Here is an 18,107-nt window from a genome sequence, read left to right as displayed (position 1 = left end):
TGATGACCGTTCTACGTCCATGGCCCGCCCGACAGCTGCTGCAACTGACTACGGCCATGGTGCTGGCCGGTTGCGCCAGCCATGGCAGCGAGCAACCCAGCGATATACGCACCGAGCACGCCCAGGCCTCAGACGCGGTGCTGGAGTTTGAAGTCAGCTTCGCCAAAGCGCCGGACTACAAGCCTGAAACCCGCGGCCCCTATGCATCCAGCCAGTACGTGAAGATCGAGGGCGCACCGGCCCTGGAGATTCCCTTCTACCAAAAAGGTATCGGCTTCGAACTGGGCGTGGTGGGTGACCCGCGGGCGCTGCTGGCCCTGCCCTACCCTTCGCCCAAGGCCGACTCATCGAGCAAGAACCTGCGGGTCATCGGCCAACGCCTGGACAGCACCCGCTACCGTTTTGTAGTGCTGCCGCTGTCGGGCTGGAACAGCCTCGACAGCTTCGAGGTGGCCTTCGCCCACAACGGCCGGCGCGAGGCCATGACCTTCACCTACAGCACGCAAGTGACCTGCAACAGCAGCTTTGCGGTGACGACGCCGACCTACGGTTTCGCTATGTCGGTGGAGGCGCGCTTTCCCAAGGGCGTCCAGGGTTGCCTCAAGGCCTGTGATGCACGCCCCGAGTATGCCGGGCAATGCGCCTACAACTCCGGTTTTCGCCAGGTCTCGAACCTGTAGAAAACCCCTTCCAGCAGGAGCAGGAACCACCCAATGCCCTACAGCGCCGATGCCGCTTTCATTCAGGAACAATGGCTGGGCGGATGTTTCCCCCGGGAAAACACCCTGGTCCTCGGCAGCGGGTTCTACTGCCTGTTCGACCTGCCCTATGAACATCCCCGGCTGATCAACAACGTCTGGATGCCGGCCCTGGACTATCCCCAACAGGATGAGCCTGACTTCGTCACCACCCTGGGCTTGTGCACCGACGGTCCACAGTCGTTCTATGCCCGGGGTGGGGAGACGGCAGGCTACGGCGGCGATGGCTTCCTGGCCTTGCAGGAAAAAGGCTCGGATGCACTGATCTGGCTGGTTGCCCTGCGGGACACCAACCCCTTCAACCGAGTAGAGATCCAGGACCAGTACCTCCATGGCGAATCGACCTCCGGGGTCAGGGTACGAATACCCATTCAGCGCCCTGACCAATTGACCCTGACCTGGCCCTGAACCGCCCCCTCGAAAAGCCGAGCCCCCATGGAAAAACTCACCGCCAACGCAGCCATCGACCTTCTGAGCCGCCACAGGTTGCCCGGCCTCGACGCCGCCGCGCGCTTCTCCCACCTCCTGAACTGGTGGGGAATAGACAGCGACGACCTTGAATTCGCGGCACTTGCACCCAGCCTGCAACAACAGATCCTGACCCAACCGGAGCCCCCGCAAGAGGTGCAAGACCCACGCTACGACGCGCTGCTGCTGATCGCCCTGCGCGCCGAATATCGCGGCGTGACCCACCTGTACCTGAGGCGCTGCCTGCGTGAAGCCGGGCTGGGTGACTACACCGTCAGCGCGAACATCGAGTGCCTGGAGGCCTGCCCCTGCTGCGGCTACCTGACCCTGGGCGCACGAGGCGAATACGAGATCTGCGACCTGTGCCACTGGGAAGACGACGGCAGCGAAGCGCTGGATGTGCCGAGCGGGCCGAACCATAAAACCCTGGGCCAGGCCCGGGAACAATTCACCCGCGACATGAACCATCTGCCGTTGGACAAATGGCCGCGCGCCACCGAGTACCCGGCATGATTCCAGCGCCACTGATTGCCCTGATCGAAGCCCAGCCCCGCTACCGCCCGCTTCCTGAAAGCGCCGAGGTCACCCTGGCGCTGGAAGCCCTGGGCATTGCCCCGGACAGCGAGTTCGCACAGATCTACCTGGCCTGCCACCCCGCCGATTTCAGCAGCCGCGCCAGCGACGAAGTGCTCCTCGACATTGCCGGGCCCGGCGAGGAAGTTCGCATGGGCACCGAGTTCATCCATGAGGTCTGGGAGCTGCCAGAGAACTTTGTGGCCTTCACCTCATTGCAAGGCGAAGGCGGCTACTTGCTGGACAAGGACAGCGGCGGCGTCTGGGATTTCGACCTGGGCGACTGGGAAGCTTTCGTCGCCGGCCGCATCCCCGCCAGATGGGCCGGCTTCTTCGAATTCATCACCTGGCTGCTGACCGCCGAACCCAGCGACTCCTAGAGGGGTTTATTGCCGTACCAGCGCGGGGTGTACACCCAATCGCCGCCCCCGGCCCGGGGGAAGACGCAGGTGGTGGAGGAGCCCACCAGCACCATGGTGCGCATGTCCACCTGCTCCGGGGTCAGCTCGCCCAGGGTGATGACCCGCAGGGTCTGGCCCGGGCGGCCAATGTCGCGCCCCAATACCACAGGGGTTTGCGGCGTACGGTGCTGGCGCACGATCTCCAGGGCCCGGCCCAGTTGCCAGGGCCGCGAACGGGAAATCGGGTTGTAGAAGGCCAGGGCCAGATCCGCCTGGGAGGCGAGGTCCAGGCGCTTCTCGATGATGTCCCAGGGCTTGAGGTTGTCCGACAGCGACAGCACGCAGAAATCATGGCCCAGGGGTGCACCGGCCTGGGCTGCGGTGGCCAGGGAGGCGGAGACGCCCGGGAGGATCTCCAGATCGACGCTGTGCCAGGCCGGGTCGCTGGATTCGTGCAGGGCTTCGAGCACCGCCGCGGCCATGGCGAACACTCCCGGGTCGCCGGACGACACCACCACCACCGAACGGCCCTGGGCCGCCAGCTCGAAGGCGTGACGGGCGCGCTGCATCTCTTCGCGGTTATCGGTGCAGTGCATCACCTGGTCGGCGCGAAACGGACCGGCCATGCGCACGTAGGTTTCATAACCGAGAATGTCGTTGGCCCGGGCCAGTTCGGCTTTCACTGCCGGTACCATCAGCTCGGCGGCGCCAGGGCCGAGGCCGATCACGGCAAGGCGCCCACGGGGGCGACCAATCTGCTCCGGGTCCAGGGGCTGGCTGGCCACAGCAATGGCGATGTCCTCGCCCACCTTCAGCGGCGGCAGCAATTGCGGCACGGCCTGTTGCGCCAGTTCGGCGACACTGTCGGCGGCCGGCAGGAAACGCAACGGTACGCCCAGTTGCGCTGCTGCCTGGTGCAAGGCACGGTCGGCCATGTCGTGGTCAGCGGCCAGCAGGCACGCCACCGACTGCACCGCGATGCGCGCCTGATGCAGAGCCTGGCGGATGTGGGTGGCCAGGTCGCTATCAGCTTCGCCGGCAAGCCGCTGCCCACGGCAGGCAACCAGCACGCTGCGGGGGTAGATCAGCAGCTCATTGGCCACGGGCTCGCGCTCGGCGGAACCGACCCGGATGGTCAGGCGGGCCTGGTCGTTCTCGGGCAGCTTCGCCGCAGCCAGCCAGGGTGCTGCGCCTTCGATGCGCACGCTTTCGCCACCCAGCAGGTCGGAGACGAACCGCTTGCCCAGCTCCAGGTCACCCAGGGCATAGCCACTGGGCGGGTTGAGCAGGCAGGTGCCGAAGCGCAGTTCACCGCTAGTGGTAATAGCCGCGGCCACTCCAAGGCCCGCAGCGATTTCCCGGGCCATGACGTTGACGCCGCCCAGGCCGCCCAGCAGCGGCACCACGGCGCTGCCGTCTTCGGCCACCGCCAGCACCGGCGGCTCGGCGCCCTTTTCCAGCAGCAGCGGCGCCAGGGTGCGGATCACGATGCCGGCCGCACACAGGGCGATGATGGGCGTGTCCTGCTGATAGAGCTGGCGCAGGGTCGCGCCGAATTCGTGGTAGACCCGGTCGGCGCCTTCGACCCGTTCCGCCAGACCGTGGATCAACGAGTCGGGATACAGCCGCTGGATCTGCCGTGCGGTGTCGAGGCTGCCTTGGCCAAGGATGACGATGGCCGGAGTTGAACGGGCCATCAGCCTTGCCACCTTTCGCCGGGAACGATGATCAGCGAGAAGTACGGCGAGGACATCGGCTCCACGTCATCCAGCGGCACGATCTTCTGGTTGGCCATGGTGGCGCGCTCGACGTACAGCGCACGCCGCGCCAGCCCCAGTTCTTCCAGGACCTGGCGCACCTTGGGGAAGTTGCGTCCCAGCTTCATCACCACCGCCGCATCGGCGTCCGCCAGGCGACGCTTGAGTTCCTCATGGGGCAGCACCCCGGAAAGCACCGACAGGCTCTGGTTGCGATACACCAACGGCGCGCCCAGCACCGAAGCGCCGCCCAGCATCGAGCACACCCCCGGCACCACTTCGGCCTGGTAACGCTCGGCCAGCCGGTCGTGCAGGTACATGTAGGAGCCGTAGAAGAACGGGTCGCCTTCGCAGATCACCGCCACGTCGCGGCCGGCGTCCAGGTGCTGCGCCAGCTCCTGGCTGGCGCTGTCGTAGAAGTCGCTGATCACTTGTTCGTAGGACAGCGGCGCCGGCAGCACCTCGGTGGTGACCGGGTACACCAGGGGCAGCAGGGTCTGGGCCTGTTGCAGATGCCCTTCGATGATGCCGAAGGCATTGCCCTTCTTGCCCTTGGCCACGAAGTAGGCCACCACCGGTGATTCGCGCAGCAGGCGCAGGGCCTTCAGGGTAATCAGTTCCGGGTCACCGGGGCCCACGCCAAGGCCGATCAAACGTCCGGGCTGCTGCATCATTCGACCTCCGTGGCCAGGGCATTGACCGCAGCCGCCGCCATGGCGCTGCCGCCCAGGCGGCCCTGCATGATCACGAAGGGCACCCCGCGGCTGTCGGCGGCGAGCATCGCCTTGGATTCGGCGGCGCCGACGAAGCCCACCGGGAAGCCGAGGATCAGCGCCGGTTTCGGCGCGCCCGCATCGAGCATTTCCAGCAGGTAGAACAAGGCCGTGGGCGCGTTGCCGATCACCACCACGCTGCCTTCCAGGTGCGGGCGCCACAGTTCCAGGGCCGCAGCGGAACGGGTGTTGCCCAGCTCCCGGGCCAGCGCTGGCACGCTGTCGTCGCGCAGGGTGCAGATCACCTGGTTGTTGGCCGGCAAGCGGGCCCGGGTAATACCCTCGGAAACCATGCGCGCATCGCAGAGAATCGGTGCACCGGCCGCCAGGGCATCGCGCCCGGCCTTGCCGGCGCCCTCGGAAAACTGCAGGCCGTCGACGGCCTCGACCATGCCGCAGGCATGGATCACCCGCACGGCGAGTTTCTCCAGGTCGGCGGGAATGCGCTCCAGCCGGGCTTCTTCGCGAATGATCGCGAAGGAGTTGCGATAGATCTCCTGACCGTCGCGGATGTAATCAAGCATCAAGGTTGCTCCGTGGGCGGGCATCGAGCAATGCCTCTGCCGCTTCAATAGAAAGGTTGCGTGCGTGCAGCGTGCCGAAACCCGGCTGCGTTGCATCGCGCAAATACAAGTCATAGCGCCCTGGGGCCACCGCCAGCAGGGTGGCCGGCGCCACATGAGCGGCGGCGCAGGAACGCGGGCAGGCGGACAGGTGCACATCCAGTTGGCGGCCATGGCGCTGGAGCAGTCCTGCCAGTTGCAGGGCGTCGCTTTTGGTGTCGGCCAGGGCCTTGCCGCAACCACTGGAACCGGTGCAGGCAATCAAGTGAGCCAAGGCCTGTTGCGGGCTGCACAGCAGGCCCAGTTGCTCCAGGGCGGCAGTGGCCGCCGGCGCATCCGCCGCGGCGATCGAGGGCAGCAGCAGGCTCTGCCAGGGGGTCAGGCGCAGGCTGGCGTCGCCGTACTCTCGGGCCAATTGCGCCGCGCCCTTGAGCATGGCCGGATCGAGCCGCCCCAGGGGCGTGCCCGCGCCAACATAGACCTGCCCGGGCGCAGCCTGTGGATAAGTACCGATGTGCAGCCCGGCGTCACTGGCCTGGCGCCGCCAGCCACCGATATTCAACAGCGGCCGGCTCAGGCGGGGCTCCAGTTGAGCGAGGAAATCCTCCCGCGACATGTCCATCAGCAGGTGACGCATGCGCGTCTGTTCCGGCCGCGCCAGGTCGAGAAACAACTCCAGCACGGCCACCAGCAGCTCGTGGCCCTGGTCCTGCGCCACCGCCGCCAGGGGTTCATCCACCGGGCAGCCAGCCAGGCCGAACGCCAGCAGCCCCTGGCCGTCGCGCTCAAGGGCCGACAGCCACAGGTCATGGTGATGTTCGAGCATGGCCAGGGCTTCGCCACCGTCGAGCTGTACGGCGAACTTGGCCGACAGTTGGTGAAAGCGCGGATGGCCCTGCAAGGTGTCGAGAATCTGCGCGGCCAGGGGTCGGGTATCCATCAAGCACTGCCGATCGATCCCGGCGCAGGGGCTGAGCATCAGGTTGCGCACATCGTCACCGGCGGCAGTAGTCGGCCCAAGCCCGGCAGCCAGCAGTGCGGCGATCAGTGCCTGATGCTCCGGGCCGATGCCGCGAATCTGCAGGTTGGCGCGGTTGGTGGCCTCGATCACGCCACCGGCGTAAGCCTGCGCCGCCTCGGCCACTGCCACGGCCTGCTCCGCGCTGATGACGCCGCCAGCCAGCTTGATCCGGCAGATGCCACCGTCCAGCGCCGGGACGATGCGCAGCAACCCCGGGCAGGCCGAGGGGCGGATGGCAGTGGACATCGAGCGTTCGTTCAAGGGGTGACCGGCCGTGTGGGAAAAGCGCTTCGTCAGCGAAGGCGCGGTATTATGCCTGCTTTGTCCGAAGGCATGAAAAGCCTGCCTGTCGGAACAACAGGTTTTGCGTTCGAGGAATAGAGATGTCGCCCTGGCTGACAGTAGTGGGAATCGGTGAAGACGGCTTCAAGGGCCTTGGCAGAAATGCCCGGCACGCCCTGCTGGGCGCATCAAAGATCGTCGGCGCCCAACGCCAGCTGGACCTGCTGCCACCCTGCATCCGTGGCCAGCGCCAGCTGTGGCCCAGCCCGTTTTCCCTGGAGCCGGTGCTGAGCCAGCGTGGTGCTGCAGTCTGCGTCCTGGCCAGCGGTGACCCCATGCTGTTCGGCGTCGGCGCCAGCCTGGCGCGGCAGCTGCCCGCAGAGGAAATCCAGGTACTGTCCTTTCCTTCGTCCTATTCCCTGGCGGCTGCGCGCCTGGGCTGGCCTTTGCAGGAGGTGATCACGCTCTCTGTGGTCGCGCGGCCGATCAGCGCACTCAGCGCCCAACTGTCTGGCGGGGTACGCCTGCTGGTGCTGAGCAATGACGGCCACAGCCCGGCCGCCATCGCCGGCCTGCTGCGCGAGCGCGGTTTCGGCCCGAGCCGGATCAGCGTGCTGGAACACCTGGGCGGCCCCCTGGAGCGGCGCATCGACGGCACCGCCAATGACTGGGCCGACCCGGCAATCGCCGACCTCAACCTGCTGGCCATCGAATGCCTGGCCGAAGCCAGCACCCCGCGCCTGTCGCGGCTCGCCGGCCTGCCGGACTCGGCCTTTCGCCACGACGGCCAGTTGACCAAGCGCGACGTGCGAGCCATGACCCTGGCGCGCCTGGCACCGGTGCCCGGCGAGCTGCTCTGGGACGTGGGTGCCGGCAGCGGCTCCATCGGCATCGAGTGGATGCGTACCCACCCCAGCTGCCGCGCCCTGGCCATCGAGGCCGACGACGGCCGCCAGCAATTGATCGAACACAACCGCGAGGTACTCGGCGTGCCCGGGCTGCAACTGATACGCGGCCGCGCGCCCCAGGCACTGGCCGGGCTGGAACGCCCGGATGCGATCTTCATCGGTGGCGGCGTGACCCGCGAAGGCGTGCTGCAGGCCTGCTGGGAACAACTCAAGCCCGGCGGGCGCCTGGTGGCCAATGCCGTGACCCTGCAAAGCGAAATGACCCTGATGGACTGGCGAGAACGCCACGGCGGCGAGCTGACCCGCATCCACATCGCCCAGGCCCAGCCACTGGGAGAGTTCGACACCTGGCGCCAGGCCCTGCCGATCACCTTGCTGGACCTGCACAAGCCCCGGGACCTGCCATGAACCTTGCAGGTGCGGGCTTGCTCGCGAATACGTCCGCCCAAGAGACCGAAGTGCGCCCTTGGCGAGCAAGCTCGCCCCTGCGAGGGCTGGGGCATGCGTGAAGAAACAGCGGAACAGCCCGCGCCCCTGCGCAGCGGCCTGACCACCGGCAGTTGCGCCACCGCCACCAGCCTGGCCGCCGCGCGCCTGCTGCTCGAGGGCAGCAACGCCGACGCGGTGCAGATCATCCTGCCCAAGGGCAAGCAGGTGCAGATGCGCCTGGAATTCTGCCGCCACACCGCCGACGGCGCCGAAGCCGGCACTATCAAGGACGCCGGCGACGATCCGGACGTGACCCACGGCGCCCTGCTGTACTCCCGGGTGCGCCTGACCCCTGAACCGGGCATTCGCTTCGTCGCCGGCCAGGGTGTCGGCACCGTGACCCGCCCCGGCCTGGTGCTGGCGGTGGGCGAGCCGGCGATCAATCCCGTACCGCGCCGGATGATCGGCGAGCACCTGCAACGGCTCGCCGAAGAACGGGCCTACCCCGGCGGTTTCGAGATCACGGTGAACGTCGAGGGCGGAGCGGAACTGGCCCTGAAAACCATGAACCCGCGCCTGGGGATTCTTGGCGGGCTGTCGATCCTGGGCACCAGCGGCATCGTCCGGCCCTTCTCCTGCGCGGCCTACATCGCTTCGATCCATCAAGGCATCGACGTGGCCAAAACCAATGGCTACCTGCACATCGCCGCCTGCACCGGCAACGCCAGCGAGGACACCATGCGCCGGGTCTACGAGCTGCCGGAAATCGCCCTGATCGAAATGGGCGACTTCGTGGGTGCGGTGCTCAAGCACTTGCGCAAAGTACCGGTGGATAAACTCAGCCTGTGCGGCGGCTTCGGCAAGATCAGCAAGCTGGCCGCCGGGCACATGGACTTGCACAGCCGCCACTCCAGTATCGACCTGCCGCAACTGGCGCAATGGGCCGCCGATGCGGGGGCCGCCCCGGCCCTGCAACAGGCGATCCGCCAAGCCAATACCAGCCAGCAGGCATTGGCCATGGCCAGCGCCGCCGGAGTCGCGCTGGGCGATGCGGTCTGCCGGCACGCCCTGGATTTCGCCCGCAGCGTGGTGCCGCCCCAGGTCCAGGTAGAGGTCTTTGCCATCGACCGCCAGGGCGGCATCGTCGGCCACGCCGGAGGTTTCCAATGACCCGTATCCTGCTGCTGGGCGGGGTCACCGAGGCCCTGGCCATCGCCCGCACCCTGGGCCCGGAACATATCTACAGCCTGGCCGGGGTCGGCCGGGTGCCCGGTGACCTGCGGTGCCAGGTACGGGTCGGCGGCTACGGCGGCGCCGAGGGCCTGGCGCGCTTTATCCGCGAGCAGCGGATCGGCCTGCTGCTGGATGCCACCCACCCCTACGCAGCACAGATCAGCGCCAATGCCGTAGCCGCCGCGAAGAGCGCTGGCGTGCCCTGCTGGGCCTTGCGGCGCCCGGCCTGGCAGCCTCAACCGGGTGACGACTGGCGCGAGATCGACGGCTGGGCGCAACTGGTGGAGGCCCTGCGCCCCTTCAAGCGGCCACTGTTCACCCTGGGCCGCGAGCCCTTGCAGCACCTGGATGAAATTCCCCCCGGGCAATTCTGGACCCTGCGCGCCCTGGAGGCCTGCCCGGGCAACGAGCACTGCGAAGTCATAGGTGCCCGCGGGCCGTTCCTGATCGAAGACGAGCGGCAGTTGTTCGCCCGCCGGCAGATCGACGTGCTGATCAGCAAGAACAGTGGCAGCAGCGCCACCGAACCCAAGCTGGGAGTGGCCCGCGAGCGCGGGCTGCCGGTGCTGGTCCTCAAGCGTCCGGACCTGCCCGAAACGGATCGCAGTTTCAGCAGCACGGCCCAGTTGCTGCTGGCCCTGGGCTTGCCGGATAAAGCCTGACAGACAAAACCATCATCCCCCACAGCAACATGGGAAACCCCTGGCAGCGCGCGCCAACTCCTTGCTTTAGCCTTCCTTGAACAGCCTCAGTGACGCCGGCGCCGGGCAGGACCGCCTGTCGCTTCACTGGGTTTTTCGCGGGCAAATGGGTTGCCGCGACGTATCCCAAGGAATACATTCGCCATGTTCGTTTTCGAGCAGACTCCTGAGTTCAGCCGCTGGCTGCTGAACCTGAAGGACCCGCAAGGGAAAACCCGTGTACTGGCCAGGATCCGCGCCGCACAGCTGGGCCGTTTTGGCGACTGCGAACCTGTGGGCGAAGGCGCCCACGAGATGCGCATCCACCGCGGCCCGGGTTACCGGGTGTACTTCTCGCGCCGCGGCAAAGTGATCTACCTGCTGTTGATCGGCGGCGACAAGGCCACCCAGAAACGCGATATCCAACGGGCCAGGCAACTGGCCTGCGACCTCAAGAGCGAGGGCTGAAACATGCGCACCCCAGTGACCCGCTTCGACGCGGCGGAGTACCTCAAGACCCCTGAAGACATGGTCGCCTACCTCGACGCCTGCTTCGAGGAAGACACCGGCGACGGCGTGCTGATCCGCGCCGCACTCAACGACATCGCCCGTGCCCGCGGCATGACCCAGGTCGCCCGTGACACCGGCCTGGGCCGCGAAAGCCTGTACAAGGCACTTGGCAGCCAGGGCAACCCGGAGTTCGCGACTATCATCAAGGTGATGAAGGCCCTGGGGTTGAAGATCAACGTCAGCAACGCCTGAACCGCTCCTGCGACACCACACCGCACACGGTGTTTTTTTACTTATCCACAGCGATCAGGCTAAATACCCGCCTGATCGCTCAACCGACGGATCGCCCACCATGTCCCGACAACGGCTCGCATTTGCCTGGATCGCCTGCTTCGCAGTGCTGTTCAACATGCTTGCCATGCCGCTTTCCGGGGCCATGCAGCGCAGCGATTCGGGGCTGGACGAGCAACTGCTGTGGGGCAGCTTCTGCTCCTCCACCGGCACCAAGCTGGTGGCCATTTCCCTGGGCAAGCTCGACCAGCAAGCGCCACAGAACGACGACCACTCCACCATGCAGCACTGCTGGTGCTGCTCCGGCTCGCCGCCGCTGGTGGCCTTGCCCGGGCACGTTCCCCAGCTGTCTTTCATCCGCTTCGCAGTCCAGCCGGGCGCACCGCAACCGCAGGTAGAACGGCTCACCCTGCGCCAGCAATGGCCCAGCCTGAACCCCGGTGCCCCGCCTCTGGCATGATTCCCTTTCGCAAGTGATCTGCGTCTTTGAATCGTTCTGGAGAACTCACATGTCCAAACCATCCCTGGTCAAGCAATCCCTGCTGCTGGCCGCACTGCTGCTGCCTGCCTGTTTCGCCACCGCCCACGACTACAAGGCCGGTGACCTGCAGATCGCCCATCCCTGGTCTCAGGAACTGCCGCCGAACGCGCCCACCGTGGCCGCCTACTTCGTGGTGCACAACCCGGGCAAGAGCGCCGACACCCTGCTCAGCGTCGACTCGCCGATCGCCGGCAAGGCCGAGCTGCACGAGCACGTCAAGCAAGGCGACATGATGAAGATGCAACAAGTGGCCAAGGTGGCGGTGCCCGCCGGTGGCGAGGCGACCTTCGCCCCCATGGGCTACCACGTGATGTTGCTGGAGCTCAAGGACCGCAGCCTGCTCACCGACGGCAAGCGTTTCCCGCTGACCCTGCACTTTGAAAAAGCCGGTGACGTCACGGTCGAAGTGGCGGTGCAGAAGCAGGCGCCGGACGCCATGCAAGGGCATATGCACGCCCAGTAAGCACTGACCGGCCCTCACCGTGAACGCCCCGCACGCGCCTGGCCGCAGGCGGTCCGTGCCGCGCCGCGACTCGTCTGGAGTCCGCCGCGGCAGCTGGATCAGCCTGTTCGCCATGCTGATGATCTTTATCGGCCCGCTGATTTCCCAGTCGATGCCGATGGATCACGCGATGCCGATGAACATGTCCGTTTCCATGGACATGGGCGACGCTGCGCCCGGCTGCCACGGTGAAGGCCCGCACCACGCACAGAAGGGCAGATCCCAGGGCGAAGAGCATGTGCTCTGGGAAAAATGCGGCTATTGCAGCCTGCTGTTCAATTGCCCGGCGCTGCCTTCGGCGCTGTCGTTCGCCGCTCTGTTCACGCCGCCCACACCGTATTTCCTGATCCCCGCCACGCGCCTGGGCCACGCCCGGCAGACCGTGTTCCCCGGCGCCCTGACCCGCGCCCCACCGTTCCTCGCCTGAGTCTTCAGCTCATCTCACACGGCCGGCTGTCAGCGCGACAGACGCGTACCTGCGGCCGTGTCATTCAAGACCGAACGATGGAACATCTATGTTTTCTGCCGACTCTCGCCTGGGCGTTGCCCAGCCACTCAAGACCTTCGCCCTGAACCCTGCGCGCCAGCACTTCAACCGCGCCCTCGTGGTCCTCTGCGGCGCTCTGCTGACGCCCCTGGCGCTGGCCGACGATGCCGCAACGGACCACTCCCGGCACAGCACCGAACTGAGCCCGACGGTGATCACCGCCATCGCCCCCAGCTCGCCCCTGACCGTGGTCACCAACCCCAAGGACCCGCGCCAGCCGGTGCCGGCCAGTGACGGCGGCGACTACCTCAAGACCATTCCCGGCTTTGCCCTGGTGCGCAACGGCGGCACCAACGGCGACCCGGTGCTGCGGGGCATGTTCGGCTCGCGGCTGAACATACTCACCAACGGCGGCATGATGCTCGGCGCCTGCCCGGGCCGCATGGACGCGCCGACCTCTTATATCTCTCCGGAAACCTACGACCGGCTGACCGTGATCAAGGGCCCGCAGACCGTGCTCTGGGGCCCGGGCGCCTCGGCCGGCACAGTGCTTTTCGAGCGCGAACCGGAACACTTCGGCGAACTTGGCACCCGGGTCAATGCCAGCCTGCTGGCCGGCTCCAACGGGCGCTTCGACAAGACCCTGGATGCCGCTGCCGGTGGCCCCCTGGGTTATGTGCGGGTGATCGGCAACACCGCCCACGCCGACGACTACCGCGACGGCAACAATGACACCGTGGCCTCGCGCTACGACAAGTGGAACGGTGACGTGGCCCTGGGCTGGACCCCGGACGCCGACACCCTGCTGGAACTCACTGCCGGCAAGGGCGATGGCGAAGCCCGCTACGCCGGGCGCGGCATGGACGGCTCGCAATTCAAGCGCGAAAGCCTGGGCCTGCGTTTCGAGAAGTCCAACCTTGGCGAGGTGCTGGACAAGGTCGAGGCCCAGGTCTACTACAACTACGCCGACCACGTGATGGACAACTACAGCCTGCGCACCCCATCCGGCACCGGAATGATGGCCGGCCCCATGGCCTCCAACGTCGACCGTCGCACCCTCGGGGCGCGGCTCAAGGCCACCTGGCGCTGGGCCGACCTGCAACTGATCGGCGGCCTGGACGCCCAGACCAACGAACACCGCAACCGCGCCAGCAGCGGCATCGACACCTACAAGGAGCTGCCCCGTACCAAGGACGCCGACTTCCACAACTACGGAGCCTTCGGCGAGCTGACCTGGTACGCCGCCGAGCGTGACCGGATGATCACCGGCGCGCGCCTGGACCGCGCCTCCGCCAAGGACTACCGGCAAAGCATCGGCTCGGGAATGATGACCCGCCCCAACCCCACCGCCGGCGACACCCGGGCCGATACCCTGCCCAGCGGCTTCGTGCGCTACGAGCATGACCTGGCCGACAGCCCGACCACGCTCTACGTCGGCCTTGGCCACACCCAGCGCTTCCCCGACTACTGGGAGCTGTTCTCGCCGAAAATGGGCCCGGCCGGCTCGGTGAACGCCTTCGATTCGATCAAGCCGGAAAAGACCACCCAGCTCGACTTCGGCCTGCAATACCAGGGTGAAGACCTGGAAGCCTGGGCCTCGGGCTACATCGGCCAGGTGCGCGACTACATCCTCTTCGACTACAACTCGAAAATGATGGGCATGAGCACCTCTCGGGCCGAGAACATCGACGCCCGGATCATGGGCGGCGAACTGGGCGCGGCCTACAAGCTGACCTCCAACTGGAAAGCCGACGCGACCCTGGCCTACGCCTGGGGCAAGAACAGCAGCGACGGCAAGGCCCTGCCACAGATGCCGCCGCTGGACGCGCGCCTGGGCCTGACCTACAGCGAGGACGACTGGAGCGCCGGGGCCTTGTGGCGCGTGGTCGCCGCGCAGAACCGGGTGGACCTGAACAAGGGCAACGTGGTCGGCAAGGACTTCGGCAAGAGCGGCGGCTTCGGCGTGTTCTCCCTCAACGGCGCCTACCGGGTGACCAAGAACCTCAAGCTCAGCACCGGGGTCGACAACCTGTTCGGCAAGGCCTACGCCGAGCACCTGAACCTGGCGGGCAATGCCGGCTTCGGCTATCCGGCGACGGACCCGCAAGCCATCAAGGAACCGGGGCGCACGCTCTGGACCAAGGTTGACCTGAGTTTCTGATGCCCCTTCGCCGGCACGCCGTCTCCTTGTCGCAGGAGCCGGCTTGCCGGCGAACAGCCCCCATAAGAAAAGATCCACAGCCCTGCGGAGCATTCCCCGATGAACCGACCCAAAGTGTCTTTCTACAACCTGGCCTGGCGCTGGCATTTCTACGCCGGGCTGTTCGTCGCCCCCTTCATGGTGATGCTGGCCCTGACCGGCATCGTCTACCTGTTCAAACCGCAGCTGGACCCGCTGATGTACCCCAGCCTGCTCAAGGTGCCTGCCGCCCACCACAGCCTCAGCGCCGATGAGCTGTTGCAACGGGTTCAGGCCGCCTACCCCCAGGGCCATATCAAGCAGTACCTGCCCCCTGTGGATGCCGAGCGCAGCGCGCAGTTCGTGGTGCAGCACAAAGGCCAGGAACTCAATGTATTCATCGACCCCTACCACGGCGACGTGCTCGGCGAGCAGGATGCCAAGGGCAACCTGCAGGCCATGGCCCGGGCCATCCATGGCGAGCTGATGATCGGCACCCCGGGTGATCGGCTGGTGGAACTGGCCGCGAGCTGGGGCATTGTCCTGGTGGTCTCGGGCCTGTACCTGTGGTGGCCGCGGGGCAAGTCTTCGGCCGGGCTACTCTGGCCACGCTGGAGTGCCCGCGGCCGCCTGTTCTGGCGTGACCTGCACGGTGTGCTGGGTTTCTGGGGCTCGGCCTTCCTGCTGCTGATGCTGCTCAGCGGCATGACCTGGACCGGCTTCTGGGGCAAGCAGTACGCCGACCTGTGGAACCGCTTTCCGGCGGCCATGTGGAACGAGGTGCCGACCTCCGACCAGCAGGCCGGAGAGCTCAACAGCGCCAGCCGCCAGACCGTGCCCTGGGCCCTGGAAAACACCCCCATGCCGATGTCCGGCGACCACGCCGAGCACATGGCCCACAACGCCGGCAATACCGCTGCGGCCGTCCCCGCCATCAGCCTGCAGGCGGTGCAGGACATCGCCCGTCAGCGCCAGGTCGAAGCGGGCTACAGCATCACCCTGCCGAGCACGGCGACAGGGGTATTCACCATCGCCGTATTCGCCGACGACCCGCGCCACGACGCCACCCTGCACGTCGACCAGTACAGCGGCCAGGTGCTCGCCGATGTGCGCTGGAAGGACTACAGCAACGTGGCCCGGGCCACCGAGCTGGGAGTGATGCTGCACGAAGGCAAGATGTTCGGGCGCTTCAACCAGATCCTGGTGCTGGTGGTGTGCCTGATGATCCTGCTCGGCGCCGTGAGTGGTCTCATCATGTGGTGGCAACGACGGCCCCAGGGCCGGCTCGGCGTACCACCACTGCGCCACGACCTGCCACGCTGGAAGACCGCAATGCTGGTCATCGGCCTGCTGGCCCTGGCCTTCCCGCTGGTGGGGGCTTCGCTGGTCGTGGTCTGGCTGCTGGACCGCCTGCTGCTATCGCGCTGGAACCGTGATCCTGAATCAGCCTCATCTTCAACATGAATCAGCCGAGATGCGCATTCCAGAGGGCTCTGTACACTCCGCGCGCTTCAGTCGCGCACAGTTATAATGTTACTTTATAACGCTTAGTGTAAGATCCCCGCCCGCAGCCTCATCCGCTGCGGGCAACCCTCTGGAAAAAGTGATTCACCGTCCCGATGAACAAGTACCTGCTGCCCAGCCTCTGCCTGATGGCCCTGACTTCCCCGGCCCAGGCCGACGGCTCCGCCCTGACCCTGCCCACCGGCACCATCTCCGCCGCTGCCGGCGAAGCCGACGACAGCATCCGCCTGGCCACCCCCACCAGCGCCGGTTCGCGCCTGGGCCTGAGCGCCCTGGAAACCCCGGCCAGCACCGACAGCCTGAGCGGCGATCGAATCCGCGCCCGGGGCGATCGGAGCATCCAGGACGCGGTATCGCGCAGCGCCGGCATCAGCCGCACCGGCACCCCGGGCGACGGCAGCACCTCGCTGTCGGCACGGGGCTTTACCGGGCAGAGCTCGGTAATGCAGCTGTATGACGGCAACCGCATGTACACAGGCATGGGCACCGTGACCTTCCCGGTGGACACCTGGGCGGTGGAGCGGGTCGACGTGCTGCGCGGCCCGGCCTCGGTGCTGTACGGCGAAGGCGCCACCGGAGCGGTGATCAACACCGTTGCGAAAAAGCCGTTCAGCGGCGAAATCGAAAACCACCTGCGCCTGGGCTACGGCTCCTTCGATCGCCAGCAGCAGGCCCTGGACAGCGGCGGCTCCCTGAGCGACACCCTGAGCTACCGGCTCAACCTCAACCGCGAGCGCAGCAACGGCTGGATCGACCGGGGCGATTCCTCCGGCGACTTCGTCAGCGCTGCCCTGCGCTGGCAGGCCCGTGACGACCTGGCCTTCACCCTGGCCCACGACTACGGCGACCAGAACCCGATGAACGACTTCGGCACGCCGCTGATCGACGGGCGTTTGCACAAGAGCCTGCGGGACAAGAACTACAACGTGCGCAATGACAAGCAGCACTACAACGACCAGTGGACCCGCCTGACCAGCCAATGGCAGATTTCCGACAACCTCAGTGCCAGCAACGAGCTGTACTACCTCAAGGCCCAGCGCCGCTGGCAGAACGCCGAGAACTACAACTACGATCCGGCCAACCGGCAACTGACCCGCAGCGGCAACTTCGGCATCGGTCACCAGCAGGAACAGGTCGGCGACCGCCAGACCTTCACCTTCAAGCACTCACTGTTCGGCCTCGACAGCCAGACCCTGACCGGGGTCGACTACAACCGCATCCGCTTCCACATGAAGAGCAACTCGCCCTTCACCGACAGCTTCAGCAACGGTCAGCCGGTGGACCTGTACCACCCGGCCCCGGACGACTTCGCCAGCGACAGCCCCTACCGCGACCAGTTCAAGACCACCACCAGGCAGATGTCGGTGTTCGCCGAAAACCGCCTGCAGCTCAGCGAGCGCTGGTCCCTGGTGAGCGGTGTGCGCCGCGACTACGTGCATATTGATCGCGATGACTTGAAGGACGACAGCCGAAGCGACAAGACCCTGACCGGTAACAACTGGAAGGCCGGGCTGGTGTTTGCGGTGACCCCGGACACCTCCCTCTATGGCCAGTACTCCACCAGCACCGACGGTGTCGGCGGGCTGATTTCCCTGAGCAAGAGCCAGCAGCAATTCGACCTCTCCAGCGCCAGGCAGACCGAGATCGGCCTCAAGCAGATGTTCTGGGACCAGCGCGGCGAATGGACCCTGGCGGCCTATCACATCGTCAAGAAGAAGCTGCTGACCGATGTCCCGGGCGACCCGGACCTGAAACAGCAGGTGGGCCAGCAATCCTCCAACGGCCTGGAAGCCAGCCTGGACCTGCAACTGCCCCGCGCCTGGCAACTGCAGGCCAACGCCGCCATCGTTCGCGCCCGGTACGACGACTTCCAGCAGGACGTCGACGGCGTGCAGGTCTCCCGTGACGGCAAGCGCCCGGTGGACGTGCCACGGCGCACCGCCAACCTGTGGCTGAGCAAGGCCCTCGACGATGACCTGCGGGCCGGCGCCGGAGTGCGCTACGTAGACGCACGCTACGCCGACATGGCCAACCGGAATCAGTTGCCCAGCTACACCGTGGTGGATGCCGCGCTGTCGTGGAAAGCCCTGCCTAGCACCACCCTGGGCCTGCAATTGAACAACCTGTTTGACCGCCAGTACGCGCAAAGCCAATACAATGACGGCCAGCAATGGATACTCGGCGAGCCGCGCTCGTTCTTCGTCACCGCTGACTACACCTTTTAACC

At 66.5% G+C, this 18,107-nt stretch carries 19 protein-coding genes; 15 read left to right on the top strand and 4 right to left on the bottom strand.

The window, feature by feature from the left end:
* Window positions 1-2 precede the first annotated feature (2 nt).
* Genes AC1RL5_RS20195 through AC1RL5_RS20180 form a run of 4 tightly spaced genes read left to right on the top strand, consistent with a single transcriptional unit; the run spans window position 3 to window position 2,179 of the window.
* Window positions 3-680 carry a hypothetical protein gene (locus AC1RL5_RS20195; protein WP_492589548.1) on the top strand — a complete coding sequence of 226 codons (678 nt, stop codon included), beginning with the start codon at window positions 3-5 and terminating at the stop codon, window positions 678-680.
* Between the two features lie 33 nt (window positions 681-713).
* Window positions 714-1,166, top strand: a complete 453-nt coding sequence (locus tag AC1RL5_RS20190; protein ID WP_015633990.1) for a hypothetical protein — start codon at window positions 714-716, stop codon at window positions 1,164-1,166.
* A 27-nt stretch (window positions 1,167-1,193) separates the two neighbouring features.
* Window positions 1,194-1,739, top strand: a complete 546-nt coding sequence (locus tag AC1RL5_RS20185; RefSeq protein ID WP_065364912.1) for a CPCC family cysteine-rich protein — start codon at window positions 1,194-1,196, stop codon at window positions 1,737-1,739.
* On the top strand, window positions 1,736-2,179 hold the full coding sequence (locus tag AC1RL5_RS20180) for an SMI1/KNR4 family protein (RefSeq protein ID WP_065364911.1): 444 nt from the start codon (window positions 1,736-1,738) through the stop codon (window positions 2,177-2,179). The genes AC1RL5_RS20185 and AC1RL5_RS20180 overlap by 4 nt, the downstream gene beginning before the upstream one ends.
* Here AC1RL5_RS20180 and cobJ read toward each other — a convergent pair.
* From cobJ to cobG, 4 genes are read right to left on the bottom strand one after another with little or no spacing between them, the layout of a single operon-like run.
* Window positions 2,176-3,897, bottom strand: a complete 1,722-nt coding sequence (cobJ, locus tag AC1RL5_RS20175; RefSeq protein ID WP_492589547.1) for a precorrin-3B C(17)-methyltransferase — start codon at window positions 3,895-3,897, stop codon at window positions 2,176-2,178. The genes AC1RL5_RS20180 and cobJ overlap by 4 nt on opposite strands.
* Complete coding sequence (locus tag AC1RL5_RS20170) at window positions 3,897-4,628, bottom strand: precorrin-2 C(20)-methyltransferase (protein ID WP_053156151.1); 732 nt, start codon at window positions 4,626-4,628, stop codon at window positions 3,897-3,899. Before AC1RL5_RS20170 ends, cobJ begins: the two co-directional genes overlap by 1 nt.
* Window positions 4,628-5,254 (bottom strand): precorrin-8X methylmutase, encoded by a 627-nt coding sequence (locus AC1RL5_RS20165; protein ID WP_011059025.1) that lies wholly within the window; start codon window positions 5,252-5,254, stop codon window positions 4,628-4,630. Before AC1RL5_RS20165 ends, AC1RL5_RS20170 begins: the two co-directional genes overlap by 1 nt.
* Window positions 5,247-6,560: a precorrin-3B synthase gene (gene cobG / locus AC1RL5_RS20160; RefSeq protein WP_207239972.1), complete on the bottom strand. Its 1,314-nt coding sequence runs from the start codon at window positions 6,558-6,560 to the stop codon at window positions 5,247-5,249. The genes AC1RL5_RS20165 and cobG overlap by 8 nt, the downstream gene beginning before the upstream one ends.
* 137 nt (window positions 6,561-6,697) lie before the next feature.
* On the opposite strand from cobG, the gene AC1RL5_RS20155 reads away from it, so the two are divergent.
* The 11 genes from AC1RL5_RS20155 (at window position 6,698) to AC1RL5_RS20105 (ending at window position 18,105) form a co-directional block, all read left to right on the top strand.
* Window positions 6,698-7,912, top strand: a complete 1,215-nt coding sequence (locus tag AC1RL5_RS20155) for a bifunctional cobalt-precorrin-7 (C(5))-methyltransferase/cobalt-precorrin-6B (C(15))-methyltransferase (RefSeq protein ID WP_011059024.1) — start codon at window positions 6,698-6,700, stop codon at window positions 7,910-7,912.
* Window positions 7,913-8,005: 93 nt separating this feature from the next.
* Entirely contained in the window at window positions 8,006-9,103 is a 1,098-nt protein-coding gene (locus AC1RL5_RS20150) for a cobalt-precorrin-5B (C(1))-methyltransferase (protein WP_093406795.1), read from the top strand.
* Entirely contained in the window at window positions 9,100-9,828 is a 729-nt protein-coding gene (locus tag AC1RL5_RS20145; RefSeq protein WP_492589546.1) for a cobalt-precorrin-6A reductase, read from the top strand. The genes AC1RL5_RS20150 and AC1RL5_RS20145 overlap by 4 nt, the downstream gene beginning before the upstream one ends.
* 183 nt (window positions 9,829-10,011) lie before the next feature.
* Window positions 10,012-10,314 (top strand): type II toxin-antitoxin system RelE/ParE family toxin, encoded by a 303-nt coding sequence (locus tag AC1RL5_RS20140; RefSeq protein ID WP_123577368.1) that lies wholly within the window; start codon window positions 10,012-10,014, stop codon window positions 10,312-10,314.
* A gap of 3 nt (window positions 10,315-10,317) precedes the next feature.
* Window positions 10,318-10,608: an addiction module antidote protein gene (locus AC1RL5_RS20135; protein WP_011059020.1), complete on the top strand. Its 291-nt coding sequence runs from the start codon at window positions 10,318-10,320 to the stop codon at window positions 10,606-10,608.
* A gap of 100 nt (window positions 10,609-10,708) precedes the next feature.
* The gene (locus tag AC1RL5_RS20130) at window positions 10,709-11,107 is read left to right on the top strand and encodes a DUF2946 domain-containing protein (protein ID WP_492589545.1); all 399 of its coding nucleotides are present in this window, start codon (window positions 10,709-10,711) and stop codon (window positions 11,105-11,107) included.
* Between the two features lie 49 nt (window positions 11,108-11,156).
* Window positions 11,157-11,651, top strand: coding sequence for a copper chaperone PCu(A)C (locus tag AC1RL5_RS20125; protein WP_065364905.1), 495 nt, complete (start codon window positions 11,157-11,159; stop codon window positions 11,649-11,651).
* A 55-nt stretch (window positions 11,652-11,706) separates the two neighbouring features.
* The gene (locus AC1RL5_RS20120; protein WP_011059017.1) at window positions 11,707-12,117 is read left to right on the top strand and encodes a DUF2946 domain-containing protein; all 411 of its coding nucleotides are present in this window, start codon (window positions 11,707-11,709) and stop codon (window positions 12,115-12,117) included.
* 88 nt (window positions 12,118-12,205) lie between these two features.
* Complete coding sequence (locus tag AC1RL5_RS20115; RefSeq protein WP_072452004.1) at window positions 12,206-14,338, top strand: TonB-dependent copper receptor; 2,133 nt, start codon at window positions 12,206-12,208, stop codon at window positions 14,336-14,338.
* Window positions 14,339-14,437: 99 nt separating this feature from the next.
* The gene (locus AC1RL5_RS20110; protein ID WP_492589544.1) at window positions 14,438-15,820 is read left to right on the top strand and encodes a PepSY-associated TM helix domain-containing protein; all 1,383 of its coding nucleotides are present in this window, start codon (window positions 14,438-14,440) and stop codon (window positions 15,818-15,820) included.
* A gap of 155 nt (window positions 15,821-15,975) precedes the next feature.
* On the top strand, window positions 15,976-18,105 hold the full coding sequence (locus tag AC1RL5_RS20105; RefSeq protein ID WP_492589543.1) for a TonB-dependent receptor: 2,130 nt from the start codon (window positions 15,976-15,978) through the stop codon (window positions 18,103-18,105).
* Window positions 18,106-18,107: the final 2 nt, after the last annotated feature.

Source organism: Pseudomonas sp. GW822-FHT06D10 (assembly GCF_058799535.1).
The sequence above is the reverse complement of the archived record's forward strand: the minus strand, read 5'-3'. Positions and strand labels throughout refer to the sequence as shown.